The 20,359-nt window shown below is 50.0% G+C and carries 20 protein-coding genes; 18 read left to right on the top strand and 2 right to left on the bottom strand.

Going from position 1 to position 20,359, the window contains the following annotated elements; translation table 11 throughout:
• Positions 1-22 precede the first annotated feature (22 nt).
• From PaeBR_RS19890 to PaeBR_RS19880, 3 genes are read left to right on the top strand one after another with little or no spacing between them, the layout of a single operon-like run.
• Entirely contained in the window at positions 23-2,089 is a 2,067-nt protein-coding gene (locus PaeBR_RS19890; protein ID WP_410512237.1) for a BglG family transcription antiterminator, read from the top strand.
• A gap of 16 nt (positions 2,090-2,105) precedes the next feature.
• On the top strand, positions 2,106-2,540 hold the full coding sequence (locus PaeBR_RS19885; RefSeq protein WP_410512236.1) for a PTS sugar transporter subunit IIA: 435 nt from the start codon (positions 2,106-2,108) through the stop codon (positions 2,538-2,540).
• Positions 2,540-3,685, top strand: coding sequence for a mannitol-1-phosphate 5-dehydrogenase (locus tag PaeBR_RS19880; RefSeq protein ID WP_410512235.1), 1,146 nt, complete (start codon positions 2,540-2,542; stop codon positions 3,683-3,685). The genes PaeBR_RS19885 and PaeBR_RS19880 overlap by 1 nt, the downstream gene beginning before the upstream one ends.
• A 739-nt stretch (positions 3,686-4,424) precedes the next feature.
• Here the strand turns inward: PaeBR_RS19880 and PaeBR_RS19875 are convergent.
• Positions 4,425-5,498, bottom strand: a complete 1,074-nt coding sequence (locus PaeBR_RS19875) for a M42 family metallopeptidase (protein ID WP_410512234.1) — start codon at positions 5,496-5,498, stop codon at positions 4,425-4,427.
• A gap of 508 nt (positions 5,499-6,006) precedes the next feature.
• Between PaeBR_RS19875 and spoVAC the strand changes: the two genes are divergently transcribed.
• The 15 genes from spoVAC (at position 6,007) to PaeBR_RS19800 (ending at position 18,815) form a co-directional block, all read left to right on the top strand.
• A complete protein-coding gene (spoVAC, locus tag PaeBR_RS19870) occupies positions 6,007-6,450 on the top strand; it encodes a stage V sporulation protein AC (protein ID WP_410515253.1) in 444 nt (147 codons plus the stop codon).
• Between the two features lie 7 nt (positions 6,451-6,457).
• The gene (gene spoVAD / locus PaeBR_RS19865; protein ID WP_410512233.1) at positions 6,458-7,492 is read left to right on the top strand and encodes a stage V sporulation protein AD; all 1,035 of its coding nucleotides are present in this window, start codon (positions 6,458-6,460) and stop codon (positions 7,490-7,492) included.
• On the top strand, positions 7,489-7,839 hold the full coding sequence (gene spoVAE / locus PaeBR_RS19860; RefSeq protein ID WP_410512232.1) for a stage V sporulation protein AE: 351 nt from the start codon (positions 7,489-7,491) through the stop codon (positions 7,837-7,839). Before spoVAD ends, spoVAE begins: the two co-directional genes overlap by 4 nt.
• Positions 7,840-8,110: 271 nt before the next feature.
• The gene (locus PaeBR_RS19855) at positions 8,111-9,067 is read left to right on the top strand and encodes an AAA family ATPase (RefSeq protein ID WP_410512231.1); all 957 of its coding nucleotides are present in this window, start codon (positions 8,111-8,113) and stop codon (positions 9,065-9,067) included.
• Position 9,068: 1 nt separating this feature from the next.
• A complete protein-coding gene (locus PaeBR_RS19850; RefSeq protein ID WP_410512230.1) occupies positions 9,069-10,313 on the top strand; it encodes a DUF58 domain-containing protein in 1,245 nt (414 codons plus the stop codon).
• Between the two features lies 1 nt (position 10,314).
• Entirely contained in the window at positions 10,315-12,555 is a 2,241-nt protein-coding gene (locus PaeBR_RS19845; protein WP_410512229.1) for a transglutaminase-like domain-containing protein, read from the top strand.
• Between the two features lie 92 nt (positions 12,556-12,647).
• Positions 12,648-13,178, top strand: coding sequence for a YqeG family HAD IIIA-type phosphatase (locus PaeBR_RS19840; RefSeq protein WP_410515252.1), 531 nt, complete (start codon positions 12,648-12,650; stop codon positions 13,176-13,178).
• A complete protein-coding gene (gene yqeH, locus PaeBR_RS19835; RefSeq protein WP_410512228.1) occupies positions 13,178-14,305 on the top strand; it encodes a ribosome biogenesis GTPase YqeH in 1,128 nt (375 codons plus the stop codon). Before PaeBR_RS19840 ends, yqeH begins: the two co-directional genes overlap by 1 nt.
• A gap of 22 nt (positions 14,306-14,327) precedes the next feature.
• Positions 14,328-15,197, top strand: a complete 870-nt coding sequence (gene aroE, locus PaeBR_RS19830) for a shikimate dehydrogenase (RefSeq protein WP_410515251.1) — start codon at positions 14,328-14,330, stop codon at positions 15,195-15,197.
• A 59-nt stretch (positions 15,198-15,256) separates the two neighbouring features.
• Positions 15,257-15,550 (top strand): ribosome assembly RNA-binding protein YhbY, encoded by a 294-nt coding sequence (gene yhbY / locus PaeBR_RS19825; RefSeq protein WP_410512227.1) that lies wholly within the window; start codon positions 15,257-15,259, stop codon positions 15,548-15,550.
• Between the two features lie 42 nt (positions 15,551-15,592).
• Positions 15,593-16,195 carry a nicotinate-nucleotide adenylyltransferase gene (locus PaeBR_RS19820; protein WP_410512226.1) on the top strand — a complete coding sequence of 201 codons (603 nt, stop codon included), beginning with the start codon at positions 15,593-15,595 and terminating at the stop codon, positions 16,193-16,195.
• Positions 16,167-16,745: a bis(5'-nucleosyl)-tetraphosphatase (symmetrical) YqeK gene (gene yqeK, locus PaeBR_RS19815; protein WP_410512225.1), complete on the top strand. Its 579-nt coding sequence runs from the start codon at positions 16,167-16,169 to the stop codon at positions 16,743-16,745. Before PaeBR_RS19820 ends, yqeK begins: the two co-directional genes overlap by 29 nt.
• Positions 16,742-17,089, top strand: coding sequence for a ribosome silencing factor (gene rsfS, locus PaeBR_RS19810; protein ID WP_410512224.1), 348 nt, complete (start codon positions 16,742-16,744; stop codon positions 17,087-17,089). Before yqeK ends, rsfS begins: the two co-directional genes overlap by 4 nt.
• Complete coding sequence (locus tag PaeBR_RS19805; protein ID WP_410512223.1) at positions 17,086-18,003, top strand: S1 RNA-binding domain-containing protein; 918 nt, start codon at positions 17,086-17,088, stop codon at positions 18,001-18,003. The genes rsfS and PaeBR_RS19805 overlap by 4 nt, the downstream gene beginning before the upstream one ends.
• Before the next feature lie 41 nt (positions 18,004-18,044).
• A complete protein-coding gene (locus tag PaeBR_RS19800) occupies positions 18,045-18,815 on the top strand; it encodes a class I SAM-dependent DNA methyltransferase (protein ID WP_410515250.1) in 771 nt (256 codons plus the stop codon).
• A gap of 428 nt (positions 18,816-19,243) precedes the next feature.
• Here PaeBR_RS19800 and PaeBR_RS19795 read toward each other — a convergent pair whose 3' ends face one another.
• On the bottom strand, positions 19,244-20,338 hold the full coding sequence (locus tag PaeBR_RS19795; RefSeq protein WP_410512222.1) for a GerAB/ArcD/ProY family transporter: 1,095 nt from the start codon (positions 20,336-20,338) through the stop codon (positions 19,244-19,246).
• Between the last annotated feature and the right edge of the window lie 21 nt (positions 20,339-20,359).

Genomic DNA, 20,359 nt, shown 5'->3' with positions numbered 1-20,359 from the left:
ATGTAAGGCGAGGTATCCTGATATGAGGAAAATTACCGCCAGACAGCGCCAGATGATATTGCTTCTCCTGGGAGTAAGTGAAGGGATCACGGCCGCCGAAATTGCCGCAGGCACCGGAGTCAGCGTAAGAACCGTTCACCGGGAGATGGAAGACATTGAACGTATACTGGAGGATTTTGGTGTAAATCTGAACCGGAAATCAGGAAAAGGCATTCAATTGAGCGGTCTGGAGACCGGTCTTGGGGAGCTGCGGCTTTTTTTGCAGGAAGAAAAGCCGGCGGAATATTCCGGCGAAGACCGTAAAGTATACGAGCTGTGCTTGCTGCTCGAGGCGGAAGAGCCGGTCAAGCTATTCTCGCTGGCTCATTCCTTGAAGGTAACCGTGGCTACAATCAGCTATGATCTGGATGAGCTGGAGCCGTGGGTGCAGAAGTTCGGATTGCAGCTGGTACGCAGAAGAGGTTATGGCGTTGAAATTACCGGTGGGGAGATCGATAAGCGCAGAGCCATCAGCCGTTTGGCTGCCGAACATCTGGATCAGTCGGATCTGGTAGGACACTCGCAGCAGACCGAGGGCAATCCGGTATTCCATATGCTCCTTGCTATGGTTGGTAAGAACAATCTGCTGCATGTTGAGAATACCTTGTGGGACATGGAGTGGATGTGGACAGGAGAGCTGCCGGAAATTGTCTACATGGAGCTGCTGCTGGGTCTCGCGGTCACAACAAGACGGGTAGAGATCGGAAGAGGAATTGCCAGCGTTGAAGAGGCTGGATACACGTTAGTTTCCGATCACCGGAATATTCCCGGCTCCGAGCAATTCGTGCAAAAACTGGGAGAGAGTTTGGGATTAGAATTTTCACGGATGGAAATATTGTACATTGCCGGCTTGTTTGACCGGGTTCAGGAGTCATTTTCTTCCTCAGGTGTTGCCTATGGTGACATAGGTTTAATGGAAATCGTATACAAGTTAACAGAAAATGTAGTCAAGCGGACAGGAATTCCGTTTCAGAGCGACCGTTCTCTGCGGGAGGGCTTGCTTGAGCATATTGATCCGGCGCTGAAGCGCATCCGTGAAGGAACCCGTATACGAAATCCTCTGCTGGGACCTATTCGGAAAGACTATGAATACTTATTTCACATTGTACGCTCGGCTGTAGAAGATATGGAAATGGATCTGGAAATTCCGGATGAGGAGATCGGATTTCTGGTTATGCATTTCGGAGCAGCGGTAGAAAGGCTGAATCAGCTCAGGCGCAATGTTCGGGCCATTCTTGTCTGTGCCAGCGGGCTCAGTTCTTCACGGCTGTTGGCTACAAGACTTATGAAGGAAATGCCGCAAATCGAGGTACTCGGCAACATCTCCTGGTATGAAGCCGCCCGTATGCCTGAAGAAGATTATGATCTGATTATTTCTACCATTGATCTTCCGCTGGCAAAGGACCGGTATATCAAAATCAGCCCCCTGCTTCCAGGGGATGAGATCGATAAGCTGCTTAATTATATCCAGAACACGACTTTAAAGGAGCGCAGCCCATCTTCTTTTAATGAGCCCGAGAAAGTTGTGCGGGAAGAAGCGGCTTTGGACAGAATGAAAAGCTATAAAGGCATTTTGGATGAGATGGTCAGTCTGATTGAACGCTTCCGGTTTTACCCTTTGGATAACGGGGGGATGAACCTGCCTGCTACGCTTTCCGAAATGCTGGATAGGCTTAACGGCAGCGGTGTGATTGGTGATCCCGATATTCTGCTGGAGCGCCTGATAGAGCGTGAAAGAATGGCGAGTCAGGTTATTCCGGATACAAGTTTGGCGCTTTTTCATACGCGGAGCAGTCATATCCATATGTCGTCCTTGACCTTATATCGTCTCCGCCAGCCGGTTCAACTGGATGGGAATACAGAAGTCAGAGTGATCCTGCTGATGCTGGCCCCGCGCAAGCTGTCCAAGGAAAGCCTGGAGGTTTTAAGTGAAATTAGCGCCCTGCTGATCAATTCCGAATTGGTAAGACTGCTGGAGGAGAGGACAGAAGCGGAAATCAGGCGATATTTGTCCTCCGAGCTTCTGCGTTTTTTTGAAAATAAAATTTGAAAGCGAGAGAAACCATATGAGTATACTGTCAGAGAAAAAGATTATAATGAATGCCGACGCCAAAGATAAATATGAAGCGATTACTATTGCCGGGAAACTGCTTGTTGAAGCAGGACATGTGTCCGAGGAATACGTTCCTAAAATGCTGGAGCGGGAAGAAGTCGTATCTACCTATATGGGCGGAGGTCTTGCTATTCCCCACGGTACAAAAGAGGGAAAACAATTCATCAATTCCACGGGTTTATCCGTTGTCCGCTTCCCGGGTGGAGTTGATTTCGGCGGAGACGAGCCAGCATTTGTTGTTATCGGGATTGCTGCTGCGGGTGACTCCCATATGGAAATCCTGACGAATGTGGCGATGATCTTCACCGAGGATGATGCCATTGAACGCGTATTGAACGCACCTACCCCGGCTGCTATTATTGAGATCTTTGAAGGAGGCGTCGAGTAATGAAGGCAGTACATTTTGGTGCAGGCAATATTGGAAGAGGCTTTATCGGCCTGCTTTTGTCACAGGCAGGTTATGAAGTGTGCTTTGTGGATGTCAATGAGGCCTTTGTATCACAGTTGAAGCTGAGAGGCGAGTATCCGGTCACACTGGCCAGCGAAGGTCAGGAAACCGTTACCGTAACCAATGTGACGGCCCTTAGCAGCGCAACCCAAGCTGAAGAGGTGATTGCTGCCATTGCGGAAGCAGACATCGTAACAACCGCTGTCGGCGTATCCATCTTGAAGCATATTGCCGGTGCCATTGCCCAGGGCATCAGCAAGCGCCTGGCTGTTTCTTCCGACCCGCTGCATGTGATCGCTTGTGAGAACGCGATTGGCGGAAGCGCACAGCTTAAAGAGCTGGTGTATGCTCAGCTGGATGAAGAAACCCGGAGCAAGGCAGAGGCTTCCGTAGCGTTCCCGAATGCAGCCGTAGACCGGATTGTGCCGTTGCAGCAGCATGAGGATGTCCTTAAGGTTGTAGTAGAGCCATTCTATGAGTGGGTTGTGGATTCTTCCCAGATGATCCCGGGTTATACACCCATTGAAGGCGTACATTACGTGGATAATCTGGAGCCTTATATTGAGCGTAAACTATTCACAGTGAATACTGGACATTGTTCAGCCGCTTACCTTGGATTTCTGCGCGGATATGAAACCATTCAGCAGGCCATGGCCGATGAAGAACTAACCTCTCTGGTAAGAGAAGTGCTGATGGAAACCGGTGCCGTTCTAGTGAGCAAGCACGGCTTTGATCAAGCCGAGCACACCAAGTATATCGAAAAGAACCTGGAGCGTTTCCGCAATCCGTCCCTGACAGATGAAGTGTCCCGTGTGGGCCGTTCGCCGATTCGCAAGCTCTCTCCAAATGACCGTCTGGTATCGCCGGCGCTTCAGGCGTATGACCTAGGCCTCAGCTATAGCGCCTTGACACGTTCAATGGCCGCTGCGCTGCTGTTCAATGTGCAGGATGATCCTGAAGCGGTAGAGCTTCAAGCGTCCATTGCCGACATCGGTGTAGAGGCAACCGTTACAAAGTACACTGGCCTTGCAGCAGACCATGAGGTGCATAAGTCTGTAATGGTTGAGTATAACAAGCTTAAATAATTACCTTCTTCTTCCGAGGATGGTCAATGATATGAAAAATCCGCAGGGCGTAAGATGCCCCTGCGGCTTTTTGTATAAATATGGATACTAATTGCATTGAGAACACAAGTTAGTAACGATATTCTAGCGAATATTCCCCCATACCCTAAGGGTATAAAATAACAGGAATTTCTCCTGCTAATGGATCAGCAAACGGCCTACTGAGAAGAATTAACGGGATTTTCTCCTTCTAATGGATCAGCAAAGGGCCTATTGAGATGAATTAAAGGGAGTTTCTCCTCCTAATGGATAGCAAACGGCCTACTGAGAAGAATTAACGGGAATTTCTCCTCCTAATGGATCAGCAAAGGGCCTACTGAGATGAATTAAAGGGAGTTTCTCCTCCTAATGGATCAGCAAAGGGCCTATTGAGATGAATTAAAGGGAGTTTCTCCTCCTAATGGATAGCAAACGGCCTACTGAGATGAATTAACGGGAGTTTCTCCATCTAATCTGACGTATTTTTGTGGTTTTACTGGATTAGAGGTATATTTTCCCTATAATTCCAGCAAAAACAGTTAATTTCAGGAAAATATATGGATTTTTTCCTGCTAAAGCTCTCAGGCGAGGCAGTAAACCTCACAGAAAAACTTGGAAATGGCCATTCATCCATCCACCCATCCATCCATCCATCCATCCACCCACCCACCCACCAACCCACTCACCCATAGTCTGCTAAGGTTAGCTCGCTTAGCAGTGTTTAGCTGCGCTCAATAATGGTGCGGAGCGTTGTAGCGTCCAAGCCTTCTACGAGCTTGATCAGCAGTTCTTTGGCGGCTGCATAGTCATCGCTATGGATCACAGACGAGGCCGTATGGATATAACGTGAGCAGATTCCGATTACCGCTGACGGAACACCGATTCCGCTGATATGTACCTGTCCCGCATCTGTTCCGCCCTGGGCAACAAAGTACTGATACTTGATACGGTGCGTATCCGCTGTATCCTGTACATATTCGATCAAGCCGCGGTGGGTGATCATAGTCGGATCGTAGATACGCAGCAGAGCACCTTGACCCAGCTGTCCAAAAGCTTGCCGGTCTCCGGTCATATCCGCAGCAGCACTGGCATCCAGGCCGAAGAAAATATCGGGTGACAGCAGATTAGCCGCTGTACGGGCTCCCCGCAGGCCGACTTCCTCCTGCACAGTGGCTCCCGCATAGACTGTATTCGGCAGTTTTTTTCCATGCAAGGCCTTTACCAGCTCAATGGCAAGACCTACACCATACCGATTGTCCCAGGCTTTAGCCATAATTTTCTTGGGATTGGCAAGCGGTGTGAATGGACAGATCGGCACAATCTGCTGTCCCGGAGCCACACCAAAGCTTTGTGCTTCTTCGCGGCTGTCTGCGCCGATATCGATGTACATTTTGTTGACATCGCCTGTCTTTCCCCGTTCTTCAACACTGACCAGATGTATTGGAGTGCTTCCGACAACACCCATCAAGACTCCGCCCGGTGTAATGATCTGAAGCCGCTGTGAAGCAACGGCTGAAGCAAGCCATCCGCCCAGCGGCTGGAATCGGATCATCCCGTTATCGGTAATGCCGGTAACCATAAAGCCAACCTCATCAAAATGTCCCGCAACCATAATCCTCGGGCCGTTCACTTCCCCATGCAGTACGCCGAACAAACTTCCGAGACGATCCTGCACGAATTCATCTGTATACGGTGTCATTGCTTCTTTCACATAGGCTCGCAGTTCGCGCTCGAATCCGGGAGCTGATGGGAATTCGGTCAGCGTTTTGAACAAATCCATGGTTTCCTGATTCATAGGTTAATCGCTCCTTTACTACGGTCTAGTATGAACATTGTTATCCCTCTTGTCCATTTCCTGCAGAAGACATCCGTACACCGGGCGGACTGAGCCTGAATATATTGCTGGAGGGGCTCTTCACGCAGGGGCCGGGAAAGGAAGCTGAGAGGATGAGTCATACAAAAGCTGTCCATAGAGCAAGGGGACCAGGATCGTCAAAATTCGTAACCGTCAGAAGAAATTTCAATAAGTCTGAATATCGCTGCAGGAGGGATAGGGACACTATTCTAATACTGGTGCTGTTTATGCTGTTGATCATTGTGCTGCTTTATTTTACCTGAGCGGGTGTGACATAACGGGGCGGCTGCCAGCAAACAATAAGGAAAAACCTTAAAGCGAAGAGAGTTGCAGGAGCCTTTGCCAGCAGTACATTAAAAAAAGGCGGGCTCCCTTCGCTAAAACCCAGGAGGTGGGCTCTTTGTCGGCGAAAACGAAAAGTCCCGGGGTTAAGCAGCGGCTTGACTCTATGACTAAGGAGGATTATGAAAAATTATCCAAGCCTCATGTACCTTCCAGGCCAGTGATGAAAAACTGTATCCGGGCTTTTCTGTCGGGTGGACTGATCTGTGTGATTGGACAAGGCATTCAGGAAGCATTTATGGCCATCTTCGGAATGACCTCCAAAGAAGCCGCCAGCCCCACAGTTGCCTTGCTGATTCTGATTTCTGTTATATTGACCAGTTTTGGCGTATACGACAAATTATCTCAATGGGCCGGAGCAGGTTCAGCGGTTCCCGTTACCGGATTTGCCAACAGTATGTGCTCTGCCGCTCTGGAACACCGCTCTGAAGGTCTTGTACTCGGTGTTGGCGGCAACATGTTCAAGCTGGCCGGTTCAGTCATTGTCTTTGGTACGGTGGCTGCCTTTTTGGTCGGCATAGTCTATGCTCTTTTGGGCTGGGGAGGTTAACTAAAATATGAAGCAGCTTGGCAGCCAGACCTGGCAGTATGAGAACCGTCCCGTCATTCTTGGCTCATCCGCTGTAGTGGGACCGGAAGAGGGAGAAGGACCTTTAGCGTCTGATTTTGATTTCATATATGATTCTCTCGAGATGGGCGAGAAGACATGGGAAAAGGCGGAAAGAGCCCTTTTTACGAAGGCTTCCGTTCTGGCTTTGGAAAACGCAGGGATCGTGCAGGAGCAATTGGAGTTTTTCGTGGGCGGCGATCTGATGAATCAGATTATTAGCAGTTCTTTTGCCGCCAGAAAGCTTGGAGTCCCTTATTTGGGGGTGTTCGGCGCCTGCTCCACTTCAATGGAAAGCCTGGCGATTGCATCGATGATTGTAGATTCCGGCGGAAGCAAATACGCACTCGCAGGAACATCCAGCCACAACTGCACGGTTGAGAAACAATTTCGCTATCCTACAGAATACGGCTCCCAAAAGCCGCCAACGGCGCAATATACGGTCTCAGGCTCAGGCTGCGCCATTGTCGGTCAAAATGACGGTTCCGGAAAAGGTCCGCAAGTAGTCTATGCCACCATCGGGCGCATTGTCGATCTCGGGCTTTCAGATCCTTTCAATATGGGACAAGCCATGGCACCGGCGGCAGCGGACACCATAGCGGCGCATTTTCGGGATACGGGTCTTTCTCCAGGGTATTATGATTTGATTGTGACCGGCGACCTTGCTTCAGTAGGCTTCCCCATAGTCAAAACATTGTTGGCCGATGAGGGAATTCCGATGGAGGAGACAAGGTTTGATGACTGCGGACTTCTTATTTACAATCTGGACCAGCAGAAGTATGTAATCGCCGGAGGAAGCGGCTGCGGTTGTTCAGCGGTTGTAACGTACGGCCATATTCTGAAACGAATGAAGAAGGGTGAATTAAAGCGTGTGCTTATCGTGGCCACCGGAGCGCTGCTCTCGCCGCTGTCTTATCAGCAGGGAGAAAGTATACCGTGTGTTGCGCATGCAGTTGCTCTGGAGAGCGGAGGTGAGGGAGCATGATTTATTTATGGGCCTTTCTAATCGGGGGAGCCATTTGTGTAATCGGTCAATTGATGTTTGATGTGGTAAAAATGACGCCTGCCCATACCATGAGTACTTTAGTTGTGTTAGGTGCGGTTGCGGATGCCATCGGAGTGTACGACCCCCTGGTCAAATTCGCCGGGGCCGGTGCTTCGGTGCCGATCACGAGCTTTGGTAATTCTCTTGTGCACGGTGCACTGACTGAGCTGGAACGGGATGGCTGGATCGGTGTCGTAACCGGAATTTTTGACATCACCAGCGCCGGGATTTCATCAGCCATCGTTTTTTCATTCCTTGCAGCGCTGATGGTTCGGCCCAAGGGATAAGGATGATATAAAACGGCAAAAGACTAGCCAGTTCTCGGGTTATTGGAGACTGGCTAGTTTTTGTTTTTGATCTGTAACGGCCTGTTCCAGCCGGTTATGAGCGGTACGTATTGTAGAAACGATTCCCGCGGAGCGTCCGCCCAGAACATCAACCTACATCCTACTCAGGCCTATTTTCACTTTCAGCAGCCCGGCTAATGTACTTTGGGTCCCTCAATCATGTAAAATAAACATTATACTGCTAATTCTGACATAGGAGGTTGACTATATAATGCCCGTACGTCAAGAATCAATGCAAATAATCCATGCTGTGCGCAGCAATCTGGAATCCTGCATCCTCGGAAAATCTTTCGAAATTCAATTGCTTCTAACAGCGCTGCTAGCTGGCGGGCATGTCCTGATTGAGGATGTGCCGGGGACCGGCAAAACCCAACTCATTCGCGCACTATCAAGATCCATGTCAGGGGAATACCGGCGAATTCAGTGTAATCCTGATATTCTGCCGAGCGATATTACCGGGGTTTCCGTCTATCATCCACGCGATGAGATGTTTCACTTTCGTCCGGGCCCGGTGATGACTAATATTTTGCTGGCCGATGAGATTAACAGAGCAACAACCAAGACGCAGTCCGCTCTCCTGGAAGTCATGGAGGAACGGAATGTCACCGTTGACGGCGAGACCTATACACTGCCGCACCCGTTCATGCTGTGTGCTACACAGAATCCCATTGATTTCGAAGGGACCTACACACTGCCTGAAGCACAGCTTGACCGCTTCATGCTGCGGATCACCCTTGGTTATCCGGATGCAATTACGGAGAAGAACCTGCTCCTGAACCATCAAGATGGGCAGCCGGTGGACAGGCTCCAGCCGATTACGGATATGGAGCAAATCGCAGGTATTCAGAAGGAAATTCGCGAGGTTTATATAAGTGACCCTGTGTTGAATTACCTGCTGGAAATCGTACGTCTGACCAGAGAGCATCCGCTGGTTTTGCTTGGGGCAAGCCCGAGGGCATCGTTATCCTTCATGATGGCGTGCAAAGCTTATGCTTTTTTACAGGGACGGGATTATGTCCTTCCTGATGATGTGAAGATCCTGACCCCCTATGCGCTTAGCCACCGTATTCTGCTGCGTCCGGAGTCGCGTCTGGACAATGTTAGTATTGATTCTTTGCTGCAAAAGCTCCTGCAGAGCATTCATGTTCCTGTAACGATGAGGCAATAAGATGAGACGCCATTTATCTGCGGCGGCAGCTGCCATACAGCCGGCCAAGCTGGCGGGTATACTCGCGGTGTGGGGTATCACTTTGCTGTATGTGCTATTTCAAGGCGGAAAAACCTCTTTCATGCTCTTTATTATGGTGTCATTGCTTATTATTTATTTAATCGTCGGAGGATTGGGTGGTGTACGCCGTTCGAAAGGCATCCGTAATCTTTATGCTGAACAGGATAGACCCGATTTGCTCTATGCGGGGGGAAATCTTCGGGTGCAGCTTAACATTTCGATTCCCGGTTTTTTGCCGCTGCCTTATGTGGTCGTGCGGGAAATATTAAAACGGCATAATGGGGAATCATGGATTTTTGAGGAGAGTCTCGTACCGAGTTTTCGGGGACAGGGAGAGCTGCGGTTCCAGACACCGGCTTTGGAACGCGGCAGCTATACCTTTGCAGAGACGGATATCATTTGTGAGGATATCTTTGGTCTGACCCAGCATAAAGGCAGATTTCTGGCGCAAGGGCAGTTCCGGGTGTTGCCCCGTGCCGTATTCATCCCGCGCTGGCAGCTTTATGAACGTAATTCGAGGCTCGCCGGGCCGCAGGTCTCACGGGTTCAGTCGCGGCGTGAAACTACGCAAATCAATGGTGTGCGGGATTATGTATACGGCGACCGCCTAACACGCATTCATTGGAATGCAACGGCGAAGACCGGCTCCTGGAAGTCGAAGGAATTTGAGCATGAATCCATACCCAAAACGATGATTGTGCTGGACGGGAGTACACAGGCCTACACTTCCTCAAATACCTTTGAACTGGCCGTTTCTACGGCTGCATCCTTGCTTGGCTACGGTATCCGTGAGAGGATCGGTATCGGCCTTTGCTGTCTCGACAAGAACACGAAGCTGTTCTCTCCTGCAGAAAGCGGTGCGGAACGACAAAAGATGATTCAATACTTAATAGATATTAATGGGGAAGGCAGAGGTACCCTGGTCTCCAGACTGGAAAAGGTGCACCGAATGTTCCCGAAAGGTTCCTATTTTGTGCTGATCAGTCCCCAGAGCGGCCAACCTGTGCTGGACACACTCCGCTGGGCCGAGAACCGGGGAATGACCCCCTCTCATATCCATGTGCTTAATCCGGCAGGAGTACGCCGCAGTGATGATTGGAAGAATGTGCTGACATCCCGAGGTGTAACAGGCTACGGCGTAAGTTCCCTTCAAGAGCTTCCAGCTGTACTGGGAGGAGAGAATTGATATGGAAAACTGGTGGACTTTACTGAAATCGTCCTGGCACCGTTCTTTAAGGCTGCTGTGGATTATGATTATCGCGCTGCAGTGGCTCTCCTATACGGAGCCGCTCTGGTTCCGGGAGACGACTGCAGCTGTATTGATGGTGCTTGCAGCCGCCGTTTTAATTGAGATTATATTTCCTGCCCGTTTCCTGTACCGCATGATTGTAGAAGCTGCGGCAGTCATCTATATTGTATACTGGACAATTAAACATTACGGGCATTATATTCCTGACCCCTTGTTGACACTGCGCGAAAGGCTTCCAGGTCTAGCGGTTCAGATGCTGCCCTATTTATGGTTTGCGCTTGGGGCTTGGGTTCTGCTGCTGCTGTCATCCTGGCTGATATCCAATAAGGCACGTATTCTAATGTTCTTGGGTATGAACATTGCAGCGTTCGCCGCACTGGATTCTTTTACCTCCTCTAGATTATGGGAGGAAGTCGCTTGGACAGTATTCGCCGGTATGGGCTGGCTGGTCACTCAGCATTTACGGAGCTTCCAGGAGCGATATCCGCGTGGCTGGTCTTACTTATTGGATTATCCTTTCAAAGTAGCCGTTAACATCGCTATCATTTTTTCTCTTATCATTATTACCGGCGTTAATATGCCTGAAGTGAAGCCAAGCTTGACCGATCCGTATACGGCATGGATGGAATTGCGGGGGACCGGAGTTTCGTCTGGCACCGGTACTGCCCGAACCGTATCAGGAACAGGTGCAGGTACGGCGTCGGCAGGAGGTACCACGTCAGGGTACAGCCTGAATGACGGGAATCTTGGCGGGGGCTTTGCTTTTGACTACACACCCGTCATGACTGTAACCTCGGATTTACGCTCGTATATGAGGGGAGAAACCCGCAGTAACTATTCCGGGAGCGGCTGGACGGATGATGACCGCTTCACCCGGGGACCTATTGCCGGGGCGGAGGTGGCCCAGCTTCTGGAGAACGGCTACACTTCCAAGGTTAAGACCCAGACTCTTCAGCAAACGGTTAAGATGCTGGGGAATAACGACTATCCGGTGCTTTTCGGGGCTTATTCTGTTTCCAGGGTAGATACGATTAACGGCGAGGTGAATAGCAGCGGTTTATTCTGGAGAAGCCGGGACAGTGAGCTGCTGTGGGATACCGATGAAAGAGGCCGCAAGTATCCGCAGAACTATGTGCTAACCTCAGAGGTTCCTATTATTCCGGTTCAAGAGCTGAGTGCAAAAACCTTCGAAGAGTTGTATGACGGGAATGATTGGGAAGAGCAATTTCTCCAGCTTCCCGCTGATTTTCCGGAACGGGTAAGGGAGCTGGCCCGGGAGATTACTGCCGGAGCACAAACTCCGTATGAAAAAACGGCGCTTTTGCAACAATACTTACAACAAACCTTTCCCTACACCAATACGCCGGACGTGTCGCGCGGCAGAAGTTCTGATTTTGTAGACAGCTTTCTGTTCGAGATCAAAGAGGGCTACTGCGATTATTATTCCACTGCGGTGGTGACCATGGCCCGGTCCCTTGATATTCCAGCCCGGTGGGTCAAAGGCTATGCACCCGGCGAACAGGCAACGCTGCCTGACAATATTGCAATACAGCAGGGCAGGACGGTTAATAATAACTATACAATTACAAACGCGGATGCCCATTCCTGGGCTGAGGTATACTTCGGGGAGTATGGCTGGGTTCCGGTTGAAGCGACCCCGGGCTTTAATGTTCCTCTACTGACCAAGGAGGAGACCGACTCCGCGGCAAACCCACTGGATCAAGAAGATACAATTCCACAGCCGGAAGAGAAAACGGGGAACGCGGGCGCTGCACAGGATGGCTTTCCATTAGGTACCTGGGCTGTACTGGCTTCAGGCGCAGTATTGCTGGCATGGGCGGGGTATCAGCTCTGGCACCGGCGCTTAAGACTTCGTTTTCTGATTCAGCAGCTGCGGAACGGGCGCCCTTTAACACCGGCCCAAAAGGTAGCAGCGGAAACCGGGCGGTGGGTGAGGTACTTGAGGCGAAAAGGCTTTACCAAGGAAGAACATGAGACGCTTCGCGAATCGGTGGAGCATTGGAGCCGCAAGCGCCCGTCCGTTTCGGGCAATCTCTCTATTTTGCTGGGAATATTCGAAAAATCGCAATATAGTCCGGATGTTATAGAAGACAAAGATTGGCACAGCGTGTATACTGAAGCTTTGCGGCTGCGGAAAAGCTTGAGGTCCGGCCATTGAGGCTTCCGGCGGTAACAATAGCACCACCCTCAGTCATTTGCGAAGTGCAGAGAGTATGATATAGTTTTTTGTATGAAATCGAGGTGAACGTATTGTTTGAAATGTTGGTTCCCAAGCTTCGCGTGAATACTGTATTTGATATTCCGCTGGAGGAGCTATATATCAAAGGTTATCGCGGCATTATTACCGATCTGGATAACACGCTGGTCGGGGCCAAGGCGCCTTTGGCTACTCCTGAATTGCTGTTGTGGTTTGAGAAAGTGAAACAGTTCGGCTTCAAGCTGATCATTGTATCAAATAATAACATGGAACGGGTGTCGCGTTTTGCCACCCCGCTTAATATTGAATTTGTTCATCAGGCACGCAAGCCGAGTAATGCGCCTTTCCGTAAGGCAATGAAGCGGATGGAGCTGCCCCCGGAGCAAACCATTGTAGTCGGTGACCAGATGCTGACGGATGTCTATGGAGGAAACCGGCTGGGTCTTCATACCGTGCTGGTGCTGCCTATTTCCGTACATGATGAAGGCATTGGCACGAGAATTAACCGCAGGGTAGAGCAGATTGCTCTGACCCGGCTGCGCAAACAAGGATTGTGGCTAGAGCACGAGGAGGAAAAATCTTAATGAGTCAAGAGCATGAAACACAGCTTCCCGTAAAATGCAGCGGCTGCGGGATTAAGCTGCAGTCCGAGCAAAAGGACGTTCCGGGGTATATTCCCCAGGTCGCCTTTGAACGGGAGCCTGTTATTTGTCAGCGCTGTTTCCGGATTAAAAATTACAATGAAGCTTCATCCGTATCGGTAAATCAGGACGAGTTCCTCCGTCTGCTCGGAGGCATCGGCGAGAAGAACGCGCTCGTTATTCATATCGTCGATCTTTTCGATTTTGAAGGAAGCCTGATTTCCGGCCTGCAGCGTTTCGTAGGCAATAATCCCGTTATTCTTGCGGTCAACAAATGTGATTTGCTGCCCAAGGTAACGAACTGGAACAAGCTGCGGAACTGGGTACAGCAGCGGTGTAAAGAGCATGGAATGAAGACGGAGGAAATCGTACTTTGCAGTGCCAAGCGTAATCAGGGCTTCGACCGTCTGCTGGAATCAGTGACTGCACTGCGCGGGCAGCGTGATGTATACGTAGTAGGGGCAACCAATGTGGGCAAGTCAACGCTGATAAACCGTCTGATTTCGGACTACAGTGATCTGGAGCAGGAGCTTACGACCTCGCGTTATCCGGGAACTACTCTGGATACTGTCAAAATTCCGCTCGATGACGGCCACTTTATTATTGATACTCCCGGTATTGTGTATCCTTGGCGATACAGTGAGCTGGTAGAACGTCAGGATCTGGATGCGGTTATGCCGGCACAGCCATTGAAGCCTGCGGTGTATCAGCTGAATGCGGGCCAAAGTCTCTTTTTCGGCGGTTTAGGCAGATTTGATTTTATCCAGGGGGATCGTCAATCCTTTACCTGCTTCATAAGCGGCACGCTCAACATTCACCGGACGAAGCTGGAGCGGGCAGATTCCTTGTATCAAGAGCATCGCGGGGAACTGCTGTCTCCGCCAGGAACGGACGTCATGGACAAGTTACCGCAATGGCAACGGCATGAGGTCCGCATTACCCGGGGCAGCCACAGCGATATATTCATATCCGGCCTTGGCTGGATTAAGGTGAACGGAACGGAAGGGGCGGTCGTGGCTGTACACGTCCCGCGCGGGGTCAAGGTGCTTACCCGGCCTTCGCTGATCTAACGAGGAGGTTTACGGCGTGTCTATGGCAACTGCAACCTGGTCCCCCGGCAGCGGGGACATTCTGCTGGGCGTTATGGGAGATCCTATTGCGCAATCCAGATCTCCAATCATGCACACTGCTGCTCTGAGGGCTATGGGTATTCCCGGGGCATACGTACCGCTGCATGTGACTCCTGATAAATTGGGTGAAGCCGTGCAGGCCATCCGGACACTCGGCTTCCGCGGCGTCAATGTGACGATACCGCATAAAGTGGCGGTAATGGCCTATCTGGATGTGCTGGATGAAAGCGCGATAGATATAGGCGCAGTGAATACCATCGTAAATACCAACGGATTGTTGACCGGATATAATACGGATGGTATCGGTTATGTGCGTTCACTCAAGACGGAGGTCATTCCAGACCTGTCCGGCGCAAGGATTATGGTTATCGGGGCCGGTGGCGCAGCCCGGGGCATTACAGCTGCACTGCTTCAGGAAGAACCTTCTTCCATTATTGTAGCCAACCGCACAGCCGGCAAAGCACAGGAGCTGGCAGCGGAATGGAGCAGGAAGGGAAACATTACGGGAATCAGTCTGGATCAAGCAGAGGGTATGCTGGATGGAATAGACGTGATTATCAATACTACCTCTGTTGGCATGTATCCTCATATGGATGAGACACCGGTAGATGTTTCTCTTTTTCACGAGGGAATGATCATCAGCGATCTGATCTACAACCCGCTGCAGACCCGCCTGCTTCAGGAGAGTCAGGAACGCGGCTGCCGGATTCATGGAGGCCTTGGCATGTTCGTGTATCAGGGTGCCTATGCACTGGAGTACTGGACGGGACAGCCTGCTCCAACTGAAATCATGCGGCAGACCATTCTGGATTGCCTGGGCGGTAGTGCATAGGATATGGTTTCAGGGAATTCGGGTAATAATATATGTTAATTAAGGAGTTTTGTTCATTTATGTTAACAGGAAAACAAAAACGCTATCTTCGTTCTATGGCTCATCATCTCGATCCGGTATTTCAGGTCGGCAAGGGCGGCGTGAACGAGCATCTTGTCCGTCACATTGAGGAAGCTATTGAGAAGCGCGAGCTTATGAAGATCAGTGTGCTGAACAATAATATCGAGGACCCCAAGGAAATCGGCAGCGTGCTGGCCGAACAATCAGGCTCCGAACTCGTTCAGGTAATCGGTAAGACGATTATCCTGTACAAAGAATCCCGCGATAACAAGACCATCGAGCTGCCCCGTTAAAATGATCTCTTTCATGCACGAAAACTTTAGGGAGGTGTCCTCTTGAAAGTCGGAATCATGGGAGGTACCTTCGATCCTCTTCATATCGGCCATATGCTGGCAGCGGAAGCTGCCAGAGACAGCTATGAACTGGATGAAGTATGGTTCATGCCCTCGCATATCCCTCCGCACAAGCATGCGGCAGGGGTTTCAAGTGAGGACAGACTGGCCATGGTGAAGGAAACGGTTAAGGGTCATGAATGTTTTCGAACCTTGGACTGGGAAGTGAACCGCGGGGGTGTATCCTACACCATAGAGACGGTAAGAATGCTGCAGGAACATTATCCGGACATAGACCTTTATTTCATTATCGGGGCGGATATGGTTCAGTACCTTCCGAAATGGCAAGGGATTGAGGAGATTGTGCAGCGGCTTACCTTTATCGGTGTAGGGCGTCCCGGAACGCCGCTTGATCTTGAAGAACTGCCTTCGGAGATCGCCGATAAGGTTGTGCTTGCAGATATGCCGCTGGTCGATATCTCTTCCACCATGCTCAGAGAACGGGCCGCCGAAGGGAAATCGATTCGTTATATGGTGCCTGAGGCTGTTTTTAATTATGTTCATAGGAGTGGATTGTATGGAGTACAGCCGCGAAGCGCTGATTGAAGCGGTCTCTGCGCAAATGCCCGACAAGCGCTGGAAGCATACACTCGGCGTGATGGAGTCATCAGTCAAGCTGGCAGACCGCTATGGCGCGGACCCGCAGCGGGCAGAGACGGCTGCTATTCTGCATGATTTGGCCAAATATTGGGCCGTGGACAGGATGCGGAAGATTATCGAAGACAACGGTCTATCGCAGGAATTGCTGCTTCATGATAAACAGCTGTGGCATGCGGAGGTAGGCGCTTTTGTTGCTGAGAGGGAGTACGGGATCGTCGACCGTGAGGTGCTGGATGCCATACGATACCACACCTCGGGACGGGAGGGCATGGGTCTCCTTGAGAAGATTGTATGTCTTGCCGATTATATTGAGCCCGGCCGGGATTTCCCCGGTGTGGATCAGATCCGGAAGCTGGCCAAGGCCAGCCTTGAGGAAGGGCTTATAGCGGGATTTGACTCTACAATCCGGCTGCTGCTGGAGAAGCGGCGAATTGTGTTTCCGCTGACCGTACTGGCACGAAATGATTTAGTTAGAGTATTGGAGGAAAAAGGATGAAATTACATTCAGAAAAATTATTACAGTTAACGGTTGAGGCTGTTGAAGATAAGAAAGCGCTCAACGTTGTTGTGCTGGATCTGCGTACGGTTTCGCCTATCAGTGATTACTTTGTGATTTGCCATGGTAATTCAGACACTCAGGTGCAAGCCATTGCAACGGAAGTACGCAAGGTAGTTCATGAAGCCGGCGGAAATATTCGCGGTATTGAGGGTGTTGATTCAGCACGCTGGGTGCTTATGGATCTGGGAGATGTCGTTGTGCACATTTTCCACCGCGATGAACGTGAATATTACAATATTGAGCGTTTGTGGTCGGATGCCAAGGTTGTGACGACTATATGAGCTTGATCGCTGGAACGATAGTTACCCTGAAAGTAGCGCGGGAAGTTTCACCTTACGGTTACTTTCTGAGTGCGGGCGATCAGGATGTAATGCTGCATTATACGGAGCTGACGGATAAAATCAAGCCGGGTGATTCGGTAGAAGTTTTCCTGTTCTTCGATACGGAGGACCGCTTCGCGGCTACGATGAAGAAACCGTTCCTTACACTGGGAGAAATGGCGCTGCTGGAAGTGGCGGATATTCATCCGCGTCTGGGCTGCTTCCTGGAAATGGGACTGGGGCGGCAGCTGCTGCTGCCCATCCGCGAGCTCCCCGAGCTTAAGGAACTGCATCCGCAGGTCGGTGATTATGTGTATGTAATGATGGAGCATGATAAGCAGGGCCGCCTTCGTGCCAAATTGGCTGGAGAGTACGAGCTTGCCGAGCAAGCAATCGCTGCGCCATCCTCCTGGATGGGACAAACCGTAACCGCAAGAGTGTACAAGCCGCTGCAAATGGGGACTTTTGTGCTTGTGGAGGCCGGGGTTCTTGGTTTTGGAGTCATTGGTATGGTCCACTCCTCGGAACGCAGCCGTCTGCTCCGTCTGGGTGAGCAGTTTGAAGCGCGTGTCTCGCATATTCGTGAAGATGGACGGGTCAACCTCTCGATGACCCATCGCAAAGAAGTGGGAAGGGATATTGACTCCGCTAATCTTTTGGAATTTCTGAACGCCCGCCCAGGCGGAGCCATGCCTTATTCGGATGCTACACCGGCTGATATTATCAAGCAGCGCTTTGGCATCAGCAAGTCAGCCTTTAAGAGAGCGCTTGGCAAGCTGATGAAAGAAGGAATCGTTACCCAGAAGGAGAACTGGACCTATCTGGCCCGCGAGGAAGAGGATGTACCGGTAGAAGGTAAAGAGGATTCCCAATAAGTGAGTTTAATCATTTTTACTAGAAAGCGCGGTGAATCATGGTGTCTTCCTATGGGAAATTTGCTTATGTTTACGATGAGCTCATGGCGGATATGCCTTATCCTGACTGGATTGCCTTTGCTGAGACCGCCTGGAAGAAACACGGCAAACCGGTAACTGTGGCTGAGCTTGGGTGCGGAACAGGCAGTATTACGATCCCTCTGGCGGGTGCAGGATATCACATGAGCGGGATAGATTTATCCTCAGATATGCTTTCTGTAGCTATGCGAAAAATGGAGGAGCATCCTCAGGGACGCCGATTTTTGCGGGAGGGCAGTGTCCGGTGGATCAGGCAGAATATGAAGGAATGGGAGCTTCCGGAGCCGGTGGACTCCGTGATTTCATTCTGTGATTGCCTTAATTATTTGCTGGAAGAGCGAGAGATTCAGGCCGTTTTCGCCCGTACCTATGAAGGGCTTAAGCCTGGAGGCACCTTTCTGTTTGATGTGCATCATCCCAACACACTGATTCGATATGAGGAAGAGCAGCCGTTTATTTTGGACGAGGATTCCGTATCCTATATCTGGACCTGTGAGCTGGACGTTCCGCGCCGCGAGATCGAGCACCACCTTTCGATATTTGCACGTGAAGAAGGCCGGAGTGATCTGTACCGGCGTTTTGAAGAGACCCATGTGCAGCGTGCTTATGAGCCCGAATGGCTGACTGAAGAGCTGTTAAAGGCTGGTTTTACGGATGTCAAAACCTATGCCGATTTCAAGTGGATTGAGGCGGACGGTAAAGCTCAGCGGCTCTTTTATGTTGCTGTAAAATGAAGTGGGAGAGTTAAGCGGTCCAAGCCCGGTAAAGGGGCAGGGTCGCTTTTTTATTCCCTTGTTTTTCCTCGTAAAAATAGCCGGAAGGCACGTTTTGCGCGTACCTCCCAGCATAATTATAATAAAAAGCTGACTAATGAAAAGATACTTAAGAATGAACTGAAGATTTCACCTTCAAGGAGTCGGCCGTAATGGGGAATGTTTGGACTTTCGTCCGCTGTTGTTTTCAGATTTCTTAAATTATATCGTTTTAGATTTAATTTAAATAAATCTAAACTAAAATTGTTATTTTTTGGGATGAGCGGGTAGAAGAATAGAGCGCACCCACCGAGGATGTGGCAAAAGTATCAAACACACAGAAGACAGTACAATGGCGTTTTTGCCGATACGGTCTTTTTTTGCAATTGAGCGTGCATTAAAGGTATAAGTTATGCTTTTTTTCGTTTCTGTTTTCGAATTAACATAACCACAAAGAGAAAAATGGGCAGATAAATCTGAAAAATGGGCCACCATTTATTAACCGCGATGCCGCGGCCAATCTCAATGTGATGGGTGTAGTTGGGAGATAGAAAGGCGAGCCCATAAAGTAGAGCACCGAGAGGAAGAACCCATCTTTTATAACTAACTCCGGTCATTCTTTCGAGTCCTATTACCGCACCAATGTAAAAGGCAGTCATCTTGGTTCCCAGGCCTAAAAAGAGAATCAGGGTGAAGAGTGCATCTGTCCGTTCAAACACCTCTATCAATTGAATTAATTGTACAGTTTCAAGAAGAGGCAAAGTCATGTTAGCCGCCAGCTCAGTTCCGAGAACAAATATATTCAACTGATTAAAAATAGTCAAAAAAAGCGCAGATATAATATAAGTAATGATAACCGCTCTAGGGAGATTCCGCCCTTTAACGGCCAGCGGGTAAAAAACAAGAAATAACACCGTCTGTCCGAACGGAAAGGAGACGATCTCGGGAACCGCCGATGTTATAATCGGTACGATTCCATACTCCAACACTGGAAGCATGTATTCGAAATGAAAGAGACCTGTAGCCGGAATTAGAACAATGATTACCGCATAGCCTACCGCGATAATGGGGAATAGAACCATAATGGTTAGGAAGAATACTCGAGGCTCATACCGGACCATATTTGATATGAACAGGATCGTGATCAAGATAATAATCCACAAGGGTGTCCGATTCAGCAAGGACATTACTGTGAGTTCACCGAAATCGCGTAAATTCCGGGAAGCTTCATAAGTGAAGTAGCCAACAAATAAAAGATTCATGAATGTACCCAGATATTTGCCCATGTAACGGCGGAACAATCGGAAGAGATCCAGTTCGGGGTCCCGTCGGTGAATGGCCAGCTGAAGGAGAAGAAGGAGAAGTCCGATTGCAGCCCCTATCAGCATGGCTATCCATGCATCCTGCTTGGCTTCTGCCCCCATTAAAAATAAGGTGGTGCTTCCAACTTCAAATATTGAAAGTACGACGACCAGCTCGGAAACCCGGAGTTTAGTTTGGCTCATGTGATTATATACATCCCCTTT

Source organism: Paenibacillus sp. BR2-3, assembly GCF_046529485.1.
GTDB lineage: Bacteria > Bacillota > Bacilli > Paenibacillales > Paenibacillaceae > Paenibacillus_AQ.
Note: the sequence above shows the minus strand (reverse complement) of the source record. Positions and strands in the feature narration are given on the sequence as shown.

What these genes read in the sequence shown, in the direction of transcription:
- PaeBR_RS19855 (WP_410512231.1), top strand. Translation starts at nt 8,111, where the DNA reads ATGCCCGTACGTCAAGAATCAATGCAAATAATCCATGCTGTGCGCAGC.
- PaeBR_RS19885 (WP_410512236.1), top strand. Translation starts at nt 2,106, where the DNA reads ATGAGTATACTGTCAGAGAAAAAGATTATAATGAATGCCGACGCCAAA.
- PaeBR_RS19850 (WP_410512230.1), top strand. Translation starts at nt 9,069, where the DNA reads ATGAGACGCCATTTATCTGCGGCGGCAGCTGCCATACAGCCGGCCAAG.
- PaeBR_RS19880 (WP_410512235.1), top strand. Translation starts at nt 2,540, where the DNA reads ATGAAGGCAGTACATTTTGGTGCAGGCAATATTGGAAGAGGCTTTATC.
- PaeBR_RS19875 (WP_410512234.1), bottom strand. Translation starts at nt 5,498, where the DNA reads ATGAATCAGGAAACCATGGATTTGTTCAAAACGCTGACCGAATTCCCA.
- spoVAC (WP_410515253.1), top strand. Translation starts at nt 6,007, where the DNA reads ATGACTAAGGAGGATTATGAAAAATTATCCAAGCCTCATGTACCTTCC.
- PaeBR_RS19805 (WP_410512223.1), top strand. Translation starts at nt 17,086, where the DNA reads ATGAGCTTGATCGCTGGAACGATAGTTACCCTGAAAGTAGCGCGGGAA.
- rsfS (WP_410512224.1), top strand. Translation starts at nt 16,742, where the DNA reads ATGAAATTACATTCAGAAAAATTATTACAGTTAACGGTTGAGGCTGTT.
- spoVAD (WP_410512233.1), top strand. Translation starts at nt 6,458, where the DNA reads ATGAAGCAGCTTGGCAGCCAGACCTGGCAGTATGAGAACCGTCCCGTC.
- spoVAE (WP_410512232.1), top strand. Translation starts at nt 7,489, where the DNA reads ATGATTTATTTATGGGCCTTTCTAATCGGGGGAGCCATTTGTGTAATC.
- yhbY (WP_410512227.1), top strand. Translation starts at nt 15,257, where the DNA reads ATGTTAACAGGAAAACAAAAACGCTATCTTCGTTCTATGGCTCATCAT.
- PaeBR_RS19845 (WP_410512229.1), top strand. Translation starts at nt 10,315, where the DNA reads ATGGAAAACTGGTGGACTTTACTGAAATCGTCCTGGCACCGTTCTTTA.
- aroE (WP_410515251.1), top strand. Translation starts at nt 14,328, where the DNA reads ATGGCAACTGCAACCTGGTCCCCCGGCAGCGGGGACATTCTGCTGGGC.
- yqeK (WP_410512225.1), top strand. Translation starts at nt 16,167, where the DNA reads ATGGAGTACAGCCGCGAAGCGCTGATTGAAGCGGTCTCTGCGCAAATG.
- PaeBR_RS19890 (WP_410512237.1), top strand. Translation starts at nt 23, where the DNA reads ATGAGGAAAATTACCGCCAGACAGCGCCAGATGATATTGCTTCTCCTG.
- PaeBR_RS19795 (WP_410512222.1), bottom strand. Translation starts at nt 20,338, where the DNA reads ATGAGCCAAACTAAACTCCGGGTTTCCGAGCTGGTCGTCGTACTTTCA.
- yqeH (WP_410512228.1), top strand. Translation starts at nt 13,178, where the DNA reads ATGAGTCAAGAGCATGAAACACAGCTTCCCGTAAAATGCAGCGGCTGC.